This window comes from Kriegella aquimaris, assembly GCF_900103215.1.
In the GTDB taxonomy this organism is placed as follows: Bacteria; Bacteroidota; Bacteroidia; order Flavobacteriales; family Flavobacteriaceae; genus Kriegella; species Kriegella aquimaris.
Window position 1 is genome coordinate 54698 of the sequence record NZ_FNGV01000019.1, and the last position, 12532, is coordinate 67229.

Annotated in this window: 7 protein-coding genes; all 7 read left to right on the top strand. The window is 40.6% G+C overall.

The features are described 5' to 3' along the window. Positions 1 to 129: 129 nt before the first annotated feature. The 7 genes from BLS33_RS22865 (at position 130) to BLS33_RS22895 (ending at position 12504) form a co-directional block, all read left to right on the top strand. A complete protein-coding gene (locus tag BLS33_RS22865; protein ID WP_218129631.1) occupies positions 130 to 3600 on the top strand; it encodes a TonB-dependent receptor in 3471 nt (1156 codons plus the stop codon). Between the two features lie 24 nt (positions 3601 to 3624). Then, complete coding sequence (locus BLS33_RS22870) at positions 3625 to 5262, top strand: RagB/SusD family nutrient uptake outer membrane protein (RefSeq protein WP_089895409.1); 1638 nt, start codon at positions 3625 to 3627, stop codon at positions 5260 to 5262. A 108-nt stretch (positions 5263 to 5370) separates the two neighbouring features. Next, the gene (locus BLS33_RS22875; RefSeq protein WP_089895353.1) at positions 5371 to 6720 is read left to right on the top strand and encodes an alpha-L-fucosidase; all 1350 of its coding nucleotides are present in this window, start codon (positions 5371 to 5373) and stop codon (positions 6718 to 6720) included. Beyond that, positions 6711 to 7547, top strand: coding sequence for a GDSL-type esterase/lipase family protein (locus BLS33_RS22880; RefSeq protein WP_089895355.1), 837 nt, complete (start codon positions 6711 to 6713; stop codon positions 7545 to 7547). The genes BLS33_RS22875 and BLS33_RS22880 overlap by 10 nt, the downstream gene beginning before the upstream one ends. 51 nt (positions 7548 to 7598) lie before the next feature. After that, positions 7599 to 8288 (top strand): SGNH/GDSL hydrolase family protein, encoded by a 690-nt coding sequence (locus BLS33_RS22885; RefSeq protein ID WP_089895357.1) that lies wholly within the window; start codon positions 7599 to 7601, stop codon positions 8286 to 8288. Positions 8289 to 8344: 56 nt separating this feature from the next. Continuing rightward, on the top strand, positions 8345 to 11542 hold the full coding sequence (locus tag BLS33_RS22890; RefSeq protein ID WP_089895359.1) for an alpha-L-fucosidase: 3198 nt from the start codon (positions 8345 to 8347) through the stop codon (positions 11540 to 11542). A 164-nt stretch (positions 11543 to 11706) separates the two neighbouring features. Further along, positions 11707 to 12504 (top strand): DUF4886 domain-containing protein, encoded by a 798-nt coding sequence (locus BLS33_RS22895; protein WP_176801488.1) that lies wholly within the window; start codon positions 11707 to 11709, stop codon positions 12502 to 12504. Positions 12505 to 12532 lie beyond the last annotated feature (28 nt).

Consider the following 12532-nt stretch of genomic DNA (forward strand, 5'->3'; position numbering starts at 1 on the left):
GCCTATGGATAAAGACTAATTTAAGCATCGAATACTACCATAATAAAAAAATCGGAAAATGCTCGTAACATTTCCCGATTATAGGTTATGGCTAAACTGAATTAACCAATTTTTAAACATTACAAAAGTATGAAAAAACCTATTAGTATTAGGTGTACATCTACGTATGCCCTAAAATGGGATCTTAAAATGAAATTATCCGCATTTTTAATTTTAATGTCCATCTTTCAGATCCATGCGACCAGCTACTCCCAAAAGGCACGTATTACATTAGAAATGAATGATGTTAACCTAGGGGATGTTCTAGATCAAATAGAATCAAAAAGTGAGTTCAAATTTTTTGTAGATACAAAAAAAATAAACATTAAGAGGAAAGTAAGTGTTAATGTGCGCAAAGAAAAAATTTCCAATATTTTAAATAAACTTTTCCTTGATACGGACATCATTTATGAAGTATTCAATAAACAAATACTTTTAAAGAAGAAGCACAATAAACAAGTTTCAGTGCCAGAGATTGATTCTGGCAGCGAATCCCCTTTAACCATACAACAATCAATAATTGGGACAATAGCAGATTCTAAAGGTATTCCCTTACCCGGTGCAAATATTATCGAAAAAGGTACTACGAATGGGGTTACCGCAGATTTCGACGGGAATTTTTCAATTTCTGTACAAGATGAAAACGCTGTTTTAATAGTTTCCTATATTGGTTTTGCAACTAAAGAGGTAAGTCTTATTGGTCAAACATCCATTTCAGTGATTTTGGAAGAAAGTACATCTGGCTTGGAAGAGGTTGTTGTTGTTGGGTACGGAACTCAGAAGAAGGTGAATCTCACGGGCGCTGTTTCGCAAATATCTTCAGAGGTACTTGAAGATCGGCCCATTACAAATTTAGGTCAGGGTTTGCAGGGAATAATTCCTAACCTTAATATAAACTTAAACAGCGGTGCACCCGGTAGAGGAGCCTCTTTCAACATTAGAGGTACCACATCTATTAACGGTGGAGAACCTTTAATATTGGTAGATGGTGTTGAGATGGATGTGAATTTGATCAACCCCGAAGACATCGAGACTGTTTCGGTACTTAAAGATGCTGCTTCTTCTTCAATATATGGAGCCCGAGCTGCTTATGGTGTCATCTTGATTACAACCAAATTGGGTAAAAAGACTGACAAACCGACTATTTCTTTCAGTACCAATGTGTCGCTCAATAAACCCACCGGCCGTCCTGAGTATATGAATTCCATGGAATATGCCAATTGGATGAATGCGGCTAACACCAACACGAATGGTTCCAATTATTTTGATGATGAAACAATGGAGCGCATTGAAGCCTATTATAACAATCCAGAACAAAATGAAGCAGTGTTCCATCATTCCGTTGATCCATCCAATTTATGGAGGTATAATGGAAATACCAATTGGACGGAAGTAATGCTGAAAGATCATTACCCCATTAACAATTATAACCTAAGTATAAGTGGTGGCGGTGATAAAGTTAGTTACTATACGTCTTTAGGGCTTTTGCATCAAAAAGGTTTGATGAAATGGTTTGATGAAGATTATAAGAGGATAAATATCTTACAGAACGTCAAGTATAAAATCAATTCTTGGTTAGAGGTTGGAATGAAAGCTACTTTCAATATTGCCGATCAGAATGATATCCCCGACAATAAACGCGGAAGTTTTTCAAACGCTGATAACCTATATATGGCCCAAGATTCAAGGCCTATTATGCCTGTGTATCACCCAGACGGCAATTTTGCCGGATACTCTGGAAATGGCTATTTTACAAATATGCCAGCTTTTTTGAGTCAGGGTGGAAATAGAGAATATAAGACGAATGATGCTTGGGTAACCGGTAGTTTACGCTTGACGCCTATTGATGGGTTGTCAATAAATATGAATTATACCTACAATTATTTCAATAAAACCAACGTACATGACCTGAAAGAGTATTGGGATTATGATGCCGCTGGTCCAGCTGTTCTATTTCCGCATACTACCCCAAATTGGGTTAGAAAAGATGAAGAAGGCAATCGCTATTCTGCGCTCAATATTTACAGTGATTATGAAAAAGAGTTTGGGTCGCATTATTTAAAGGCGATGATTGGCTTTAATCAAGAAGAAAAACAATTTGATTCTTTTTGGGTTCGAAGAGCAGATTTGATTAGTAATGATATACCCTATATTAGTACAGCTTCAGGAGAATGGGCCGGAGGTGATTCGGGCAATGAATTGGCTATTCGAGGTGGATTTTTTCGACTCAATTACTCTTTTGCCAACAAATATCTTTTAGAGGTCAACGGCAGATATGATGGTTCTTCAAGATTTCCGAGCGAAGATAGGTTTCGTTTCTTTCCATCATTTTCAGCTGGATGGCGTATTTCTAATGAGAGTTTCTGGGGCGAATTGAAAAATACTGTGGATGAATTCAAAATTCGCGGTTCTTACGGAAGTCTAGGTAATCAATCTGCTCTTGACGGAAATTACTATCCCTACATTGCCACTTACGGTACAGGGCAGGTGAATTATTTGCTGAACGGTGAAAAACCAGTCACCGTATATGCTCCAGGATTGGTGAGTCCGTCATTGACTTGGGAAACGGTGAGTCAATTGGATTTTGGATTCGATTTTTCAATGCTAAAAAATCGACTTTCAGGAACTTTCGATTGGTATCAACGCGATACGAAAGATATGTTGACCAAATCTAAAACTCAGCCAGCCGTACTCGGTACGGGTGAGCCGCAGACAAATGCCGCAGATTTAAGTACCAAAGGTTGGGAACTCTTTTTATCGTGGAAAGACCAAATTGGCGAAGAACTTACTTACGGTGTTAATTTTTCATTTTCCGATTATTCTTCGGAAATTAAGAAATATGATAATCCCAACGGGGTTTTGGCAGATTATTATGTTGGACAAAAATTAGGGGAAATATGGGGTTTTGAAACAGAAGGTTTATTTCAGTCTGATCAAGAGGCTCAAAATTATGACCAATCGGAAGTCGTGAGTCATGCCCCTTTGGCGGGTGATTTGAAATTTAAAGATTTAGATGGAGTGCCGGGAATCACGAGGGGTTCACAGACCCTAAGCGACCACGGAGACCTTAAGGTAATTGGCAATAGCACACCAAGGTATTCCTATGGTATTCAACTAAATTCTCAATGGAGAAATTTCGATTTTAGTCTTTTCTTGCAAGGTGTCGGTAAGCGAGATTTCTATCCAGGAAATACTTTTTTCTATGCCCATTATTCTTCCCAATGGTCCGTTCCCCAAAAATTTAATACAGATTATTGGACCCAAGATAATATAAATGCATATTTCCCAAGGCCTCGTCTGAACGGTAGTGAAATTGGCATTGCTCAAAGTAGGTATTTGCAAAATGGATCTTACTTACGTGGGAAATTAGTATCCGTCGGGTATAATTTTCCCAAAGCTTGGTTAGAGAAAATATTTGTCGAGCGTCTTCGTGTTTACTACTCTGGTCAAAATTTATTCGAGTTCACAAAGGTGGAAAGCATTTTTGATCCGGAATCAAATCGCGTCAACATGTATCCTTTGAATAGAACCCATTCTTTTGGGTTAGACATCTCTTTTTAAGTTCAACCCATGAAAAACACACAAATGAAAACCTTAACTAGAACAATATTCATACTGACTTTTATAGGCCTTATTGCTTCTTGCAACAATGATTTTATGGACAGGTATCCACCCGATAAGATCAATGAGGCTAATTATTGGAAAACCCTCGGGGATCTAGAGACTTATTCCAATCAATTTTATGCAGAACTTTCGACCTCGGGTAACTGGCAAGCAGATAATATGACCGATAACCAGGGCCCGGCCAATCGAAACGCCTTTATTTGGAATGAATACGTAATTCCTTCTACCGGTGGGGGATGGGGCAAGAATGATTGGGCTACAATACGAAGTTGCAATTTTTTTCTTACACATTTTCAGACCGTTGAGGGTGATGCCGAACTTATCAATACCTATGTTGGTGAAGTGAGATTCTTTAGGGCTTGGAATTATTATGGGAAGGTCAAGCAATTTGGAGATGTACCTTGGATTGATGAGGAACTCAACGTTGACTCGGGGGAATTGAACATACCCCGAACTTCTAGAAATGTAGTGGTGGATTCAATCGTAGCGGACTTGGATTTTGCCATTAGCAACTTACCAGAAACCTCCAGTGAAAATCGGTTGACCAAATATGCTGCTCTAGCGTTGAAGTCCCGTATTTGTTTATATGAAGGAACATGGCAAAAATATCACGGTTTAGGTGATTTCGAAGATTTATTGCGAAAATCTGTTGAAGCTTCAACAGAAATTATTGACTCGGGCAATTTTCAAATTTACAATACAGGTAATCCAGATGAAGACTACTATAACCTTTTTATCATAGATGAGCTTTCTGGTAATAGTGAAGCGATAATGATTAAGCAGTATTCCGAAAATCTTTTGATGTCAAATCGAGTAAGACAACTTGGTGAATCCGGTAGCGGTTTTACTAAAGATTTTGCCTTGACCTATCTAAGTAATGATGGGCTTCCCATAGCGAATAGTACGGAATATCAAGGTGATAATGTAAATGACTACATGCAAGAATTTGAAAATCGGGATCCTCGTATGAAACAATCTATTTACACGCCTGATCAGCCATATCATATCACCAGTGATGGTGAGGTGCAAAATCAAGAGGCCCCACAGTTTGATAATGGATTGTGTTTTACAGGTTATCGGATATATAAACAATTTTCTCCTACCCAGCGTGATTTTGAATACCAGCGATGCACTCTTGACGAATTTATATTCCGTTATGGGGAAGTCTTGCTAAATTATGCTGAAGCTAAGGCTGAGTTAGGGGAAATAGATCAGTCAGATTTGGATCTTAGTGTTAACAAATTGAGAGAACGAGTCAATATGCCTTCTATGACCTTGGATGTTGGGTTCGTGGATCCAAACTGGCCAAACTGGGAGGTTCCGGTTTCAGACTTGATTAATGAAATTCGGCGAGAACGTCGCGTAGAACTGGCCGCCGAAGGGTTCAGGTTCGATGACCTAATGCGATGGAAAGCGGGTAAACTTTTGGAAGGACCTAATTCATTTCTTGGTGCTCTTGACCCTGATACAGAAGAATACCGGGTTTTATATCCAGGTTTGACCAGAACGTGGGATGATAAACTCTATCTCTATCCTGTTCCCATACAGGAAATCACGTTAAACCCTAACCTGACCCAAAATCCAGGCTGGTCAGAATAATAAATTATATTTTAAACTAAAAGTCACGATAGGGCAGAAAAGGAAAGGACAGAAAATTGGTCATTCTGTCCTGTTGTGATTTTAGTTGTGAAAATAAAGAAAAGTAATATGAAAATAATTAGATTCTTACTTCTGACCCTTATTGGTCTACCCTTCTTTATACAGGGACAATCAGGACTGATTCTTCCTACCCAGTCTCAAACAGAATGGGCAGATGCCGAAATCGGCGCACTTTTTCACTTGGATGTACAAGTGTTCGAGCCTGATTACGAATGGCGCAAGACTAGGGACTATCAACCCGATCCGTCAGTATTTAATCCCGATAAACTCGACACCGACCAATGGATTCGTTCCGCAAAAGCCGCAGGGGCAACCTATGCCGTATTGGTCGCCAAACATTGTAGCGGGTTTAGCCTTTGGCCGACCAAAGCCCATGAATACAGCGTAAAAAATTCGCCATGGAAAAACGGGCAAGGAGATATTGTAAAAGATTTTATTGCGTCATGCAAGAAATACGATGTGAAGCCTGGCTTATATGCCAGTGCCTCCGCCAATGCCTATTTCCATGTAGATAACCCAGGCTTGGTTTTGTCAGGTGATCCTGAGGAACAAAAAAGATACAATGAAGTAGTAAAGACCCAGCTCACGGAATTATGGAGCGAATACGGTGATCTATTTGAAATTTGGTTTGATGGCGGTGTTCTACCTCCCGAAAAAGGGGGTATAGAAATGCTTTCCCTTGTAGAAAAATACCAGCCTGATGCAATTGCTTTTCAGGGCCCCTTTGGGTTCGAGAACAATATCCGTTGGGTCGGGAATGAAGAAGGTGTAGCTCCTTATCCATGTTGGGCTACCGCAGATTCTACGACAACAGCGACGGGTATGGTCCAGATTAAAGGTCTGAACGGTGATCCTTCAGGCAAATATTGGTGTCCTGGCGAAGCAGATTTCGCTTTACGCAAACATGCTTTTCAAGGAGGCTGGTTCTGGCATGAGGGGGAAGAAGATCGGATTCGAACATTGGACGACTTGATGGAAAGGTATGTTCAAACTGTAGGTCGCAACACCAATATGCTTTTAGGAATTGTTATAGATGACCAGGGCTTGGTGCCAGAGGCCGATATGAAAAGGCTCGAGGAGTTTGGGGGCGAAGTGCAAAAACAGTTTTCGAAACCATTGGGCCAAACAACGGGGACGGGGAACCTTTATGAAATTGATTTTGAAAAATCCCAAAAAGTTAAACATGTAATAATACAAGAAGATATTTCCAAAGGGGAACGGGTTCGAGAATATAAGCTTTATGGGAAAGAAGACGGTGAATGGGAATTAGTAAACACAGGGAGCTCAATTGGTCATAAACGTATTGAAGTTTTAAATAAAGGAAATTATTCAGGTATAAAGTTGGAGGTCGTCAGGTCTGAAGGCAATCCAATAATAAGAAAGTTAGAATGTTATTAAAATTGGTAATCAAGACTTTGAAATTGCAAGATAGAAATAGAATTCTGAAGTTTTTTTTTCGGATTTTAATTTTATTAATTTTCGCGAATTATGGTCATTCCCAAGAAAAGTCCATTAGTGTTGTTTCCAATGAAAATACGGCCATTGTTCCTGTCCCGAAACTAGAAAATGACAGTTATGATTGGTGGGCTCGCCATGCTGAGGTTTTGAGAATAAAGGATTCAATAAATCCTGAAATTGTTTTAATAGGCAATTCCATTACCCACTTTTGGGGAGGACTGCCACAATTAAAGTATTCCGACGGGAGATTACGCGATCCTAATGGTCCTAAATCTTGGAATTCTATTTTTAGTAATCATCGTGTTTTAAACCTCGGGTTTGGATGGGATCGCATACAAAATGTACTTTGGCGTTTAGACCATGGAGAGCTAGACGGGCTAAATCCACGCTTGGTTATTATTCACGTCGGCACCAACAATACCAGTGAAACTGTAAACGCTAGAAAAAATACAGCCCCCGAAATTGTTGAGGGAATAGATGAAATTTACAAAAAAGTCAGAATCAAAGTGCCTAGCGCAAAAATTGTTTTGATGGCCATAATGCCCAGGGAACAATTCCCGGATCATCCCCGACGTAAATTGATTGATGAGACTAACCATCTACTGAAGATTTATGCCGATGAAAATAACATTGCAATTGTTGACATTGGTCCAAAAATGCTTAATAATAAAGGTCTTTTACTTAAAGATATAGCTGGTGATTTCTGCCATCCGACAGAAAAGGGTTATCAGATTTGGGCGGAAGAAATCCGTTCTTTTATTGATTAGTTATTTTATAATGCCAATTCTAAAAATTTTGAATTTTAAAGAGGGTAAACAATGATGAAGTTAAATTTCTTCTATGGTTTTTTGTTATTAACGCTAATACTCCAAGGTTGCAATTCGACCAAGGAGGTTATCCGAGAAAATATAGAATGGAGTGATCTTTGGTGGGAGAACGAGCCCGATACTTCAAAGCCTCGGGTTTTGTTCATCGGCAATTCGATTACGAGGGGGTATTTTAAAAAGGTTTCATCAAAATTATCCGAAAAGGCCAACTGCGACCGGTATGCCACTTCACGGAGCATTGCGGATCCTTCGTTGATAAAAGAAACTAAGATCGCCATGGGCAAGTACGGCCACTCGGTCATACATTTCAATAATGGACTGCATGGTTGGCACCTTAATGGGAAGCAGTACGAGGAAGGTCTCAGGAAGTTCGTGAAATTTCTTAAAAAGCATAAGTCCAAGAACTGTAAGCTGCTATACGCTTTGACAACCCCTGTGCCATCAAAGGAGCCTGATCTGAAATTGGACCCAAAAAGAAATGGAATAATACTGGAAAGAAACATGATTGCCCGACAAGTAATGGCGGAAAACGGAATTCAGGTCATCGATCTTTATGAGCTGATGGTAACCGAATTGGAGAAGTATAGTGTCTCCAAAGGAGATGTGCACTATAAACAGGAAGGCTACGAGAGACTGGCAGAAAAAATAAGTGGGGTAATAGGAAGATTGTTGGAGAATTGAACAAGATTTTATAAAGATAGAATATGGGAACTATTGCGAATTCTAAAAATAAATAGATGAGTTTTAATCAGAGAATTTCAATTGTCAATGTTTATGGGTTTCTTAAAGTGTGGACGAGCTGTTTGGGAAGAGGAAAATCAAGGTTTCTAAATCTTAGCAATATTCGGGCGAACAACGTAAATCCACTAGTATTTGCTGTTTTTGTAATGTTCTTTCTGGCAAATCATTCTTTTGGGCAATCTCAGGTACGCATCGCCTGTGTGGGTAACAGTATAACCTATGGCGCCAGAATTGAAAATCGGGAGGTGAACAGCTATCCGGCGCAACTGGGGTCAATACTGGGCGATGGTTACGATGTTCAAAATTTTGGGGTCAGCGGTACTACCATGCTACGCAAGGGCAATCTGCCCTACTGGAAAACGGAAGCCTATCAAAAGGCGCTAGATTCCCGGCCCGATTGGGTATTTATCAAGTTGGGTACCAACGATACCAAACCTGTCAACAGGGTCTTTTTGGACGAATATGTGCAAGATTACAAGGACTTGATCGCATCCTTTAAAAACTTACCGAGCAAACCGCGGGTCGTGCTACTACTGCCTGTTCCTGTATTTTCTAATGACACTACGGGTATTACGGCGCAGATAGTACGTGAAAAGCTACTACCTATGGTGAGGGAGGTGGCCTATGAAACAAACAGCGAAATATTAAACCTATATAATCTATTGATCGAATCTCCAGAGCTGTTCCCCGACAAGGTTCATCCCTCTGCGGCAGGTGCAACGGTTATTGCTAGAAGGGTAAGTGAACTGGTCAAAATGAAATTCGTTGAACCAGTGGATTTTTCCAACTATTTACCAAAGGATGCGGCCGGTTTCAATTTTCACGGTTTTCAGGGACATGATTTTATGTTTAGGGGTCATAATGCCAAAATTGTCGTGCCCAAAAATGTAGCGGTCGGTAAACCCTGGATTTGGCGTTCCCGTTACTGGGGACATGAGCCGCAGGTCGAAATAGCGCTTTTGGAAAGGGGCTTTCATGTGGTTTATTGTGATGTGTATGAGTCGTTTTTAAACAAGGAAGGCCTCTTAATTTGGGATGGCTTCTATCAACTACTTACAAAAGCAGGTCTGTCGACTAAATCGGTCATGGAAGGGATGAGCAGGGGAGGTGTTTATATTTATCGATGGGCTGCCTTTCATCCTGACCGGGTTTCTGCCGTTTATGGTGATGCACCTATGTTGGACCTTAAATTGTATTCGAAAGGCACAGAACATGATTTCCCAAAAAAATGGGCTAATTTTAAAACGGTATTCAACTTCAATACGGAAGAAGCACTTGCATTTAAAGGAAATCCACTTGATTTAACGGAAAAAATTGCCAACGGGGGTTTCCCCATGTTGCATGTGGTAGGCGATGCAGATGAAGTGGTTCCTGTTTCAGAACATACTGCATTGTTCGAACAAAAAATAAAAGATGCGGGAGGGTTGATCAATGTTATTCATAAACCAGGAATCGGGCATCACCCGCACAGTCTTCAAAATCCCAAGCCCATCGTAGATTTTGTCTTACGGGCAACCGATTATCTGGTGACCCAGCGTATGATACCGCTACCGTCAGGTCCCCAAGCACATTGGCAAAAAAACGAAAGGCTCATGTTCATCCATTTCGCACCGAATACCTGGACGGGACTTAGCCAAGACGACAATTCCCTATCGATGGACAGGATCGACCCTTCCCAACTTGACACTGATCAGTGGTGCAAGGTGGCTAAATCTTGGGGAGCAACAATGATTGTCTTTGTAGCCAAGCATTCGGGAGGATTTTGTTGGTGGCAGACCAATACTACCGATTACAGTGTTAAAAATATTCCTTGGAAAGACGGGAAGGGCGATCTGCTTGAAGAACTTTCCCGGTCAAGTGACAAGTATGGCCTGGAGCTTGGCGTATATATTTATCCGGGCGATAAAACTTGGGGTGCCGGTCTTGGTAGCGGTGGCCGCACAGAAGATCCTGGCAAGCAGGAATCCTATAATAAAGTATTCCGGCAACAACTTACTGAGGTCTTGTCAAAGTACAAGCCAATGAAAGAAGTATGGTTCGATGGAAGTTGTGTGATAGATATCGCCGATATTCTTGAAGAACATGCCAGTGATGCCGTAATTTTTCAGGGTCCCCAAGCGACCATCCGTTGGGTGGGCAATGAAAGGGGGATCGCTCCATACCCCAATTGGTACACCCTTGACAATGCCGATCTGGCCACTGGGCAAGCAACGGCATTGTCCTCCGACCCCGAGGGTGAAGCCTACGCCCCTGTCGAGGTAGATGTGCCCTTTTTGATGAATGACCGTTCCTACCGATGGTTCTGGGCGCCAAATACGGACAATATTTTATTGAGTGTAACTGATTTAATGGATATTTATAAAAAATCAGTGGGCCGGGGGAGTATGCTTTTATTAAACGCGACCCCTGATACGACCGGGTTGATTCCTAAGTCACATGTACAGCGTTATAAAGCTTTTGGAAAGGAAATTGCCCGCAGATTCGATAAATCGATAGCATCTGTTTCGGGAGAGGGGAATGTACTAGAAATAGACCTTAAAAAAATGGTGGATATTAATTCTGTCATATTACAAGAAGATATATTTAAAGGTCAACGCATACGGAAATTCGCTATCGAGGGCTATTCGAACGGTCTTTGGAAAACTATAAAGGAAGGAACATCGGTCGGTAGTAAACGAATAGAGGAATTTCCCCCCGTAAGTGTTTCAAAAGTAAGGCTCCGAATGACTGAAGCCATTGCTACGCCTTCTATAGTCAATTTTGCTATTTTTAATATTGAAAAATTACCCGAGGATACAAAACGAGAATTGAACAATGAGACAATAACGTTAGGTGGATGGGATAATCGGACTTATACCGAAGAATGGGAGGATTTGAGTTTCGATTTAACACCGTACCTGATAAATAAGGTAGGGCAATTCGAGCTAAATTTCCGCTATATTACCCATGACCGGGGATATGAAAAAAAGGAATCGGGCGGATATGGACTTGCTTTTAAAGATTGGAAAATTGAAATTAATAATGTTCCCAATTCGGAGGCCATACAAATGAAAGGTGATAAAATATTCTTGATCAATAATTCGCAACATTTCTCGGATACGGAGGAAGTGAAAGTTGAGTTCAAAACGCAGATACGTTCCAAACCGGGAGGTTCGGTTGGAACAATCGAGCTAAAGATGATTGACTTTGAATAGAGGTGGGATGACATCCATCCAAAAAATATGTAGGAATCCGGACAACCACTAAAAACCAAGAAAGGTGGAAGGTTATAGCGGCGTTTCGGGGAGTAAACCGAATTCGTGAATCAAAACGTTTGTAAGTTTGTTACAAAAACATCAAAATCTAAATGAAACATTTTATGAAAAGCTGGAGATTCAATTTTTATGTGTTGCTGTTCCTTTTAACTTTTGTCCAACCTACGGAAGCCTTTAGTGGTAATAATTATAAAAAGGTAGCCGACACCGTTCGAATATTGACCATCGGCAATAGCTTTGCCGACAATGCTACTAAGTATTTACAGCAAATTGCGGCATCTGTAAAAGGGTGCGAAATTCGCATTGGCAAAGCCAATATCGGGGGGTGTTACCTTGAAAAACACGCAGACCTGATCAAGCAATGTGAACAAGACCCATTGCGCAAACCTTATAATGGCAAGTCGCTAAAAGACTGGTTGATGGCCGATGATTGGGATATTGTTACCATTCAGCAGGTGAGCCATCTTAGTTTTAAGGCCGAATCGTACCAGCCCTATGCCGATGAAATTCGTGAATACATAAATAAATATGCGCCCAAGGCCAGAATATATATTCACGAAACCTGGGCCTATGCGCCCGATTGTTCGCGTTTGAAAGGATTTGGGATTACTGCAGATCAAATGTATATAGGACTAAAAGAGAATTATAAAGTGCTTTCCGAACGATATAATGCCACCATTTTGCCTTCTGGAGATGCCTTTTACCGCTCATTCAAGAAAAGGGAAGGTATTGATCTATGGAGTTCAAAGGATCGGTTTCACGCCAGTAGCGACGGGTGCTACCTGGCGGGAAGTATTTGGTTTAAAGAGTTGTTTGGAAAATCGCCCAAGAGAATAAAGTACCGACCGGATGAAATGTCAGCTAAAACGGCCCGATATTTAAGAAGGATCGCTTCAAAATAGTTTCAGCTTTCTATGGGTAATAGGAATG

Coding starts and splice junctions, on each gene's coding strand:
- BLS33_RS22890 (WP_089895359.1), top strand. CDS start 8,345: ATGAGTTTTAATCAGAGAATTTCAATTGTCAATGTTTATGGGTTTCTT.
- BLS33_RS22895 (WP_176801488.1), top strand. CDS start 11,707: ATGAAAAGCTGGAGATTCAATTTTTATGTGTTGCTGTTCCTTTTAACT.
- BLS33_RS22885 (WP_089895357.1), top strand. CDS start 7,599: ATGATGAAGTTAAATTTCTTCTATGGTTTTTTGTTATTAACGCTAATA.
- BLS33_RS22865 (WP_218129631.1), top strand. CDS start 130: ATGAAAAAACCTATTAGTATTAGGTGTACATCTACGTATGCCCTAAAA.
- BLS33_RS22880 (WP_089895355.1), top strand. CDS start 6,711: ATGTTATTAAAATTGGTAATCAAGACTTTGAAATTGCAAGATAGAAAT.
- BLS33_RS22875 (WP_089895353.1), top strand. CDS start 5,371: ATGAAAATAATTAGATTCTTACTTCTGACCCTTATTGGTCTACCCTTC.
- BLS33_RS22870 (WP_089895409.1), top strand. CDS start 3,625: ATGAAAACCTTAACTAGAACAATATTCATACTGACTTTTATAGGCCTT.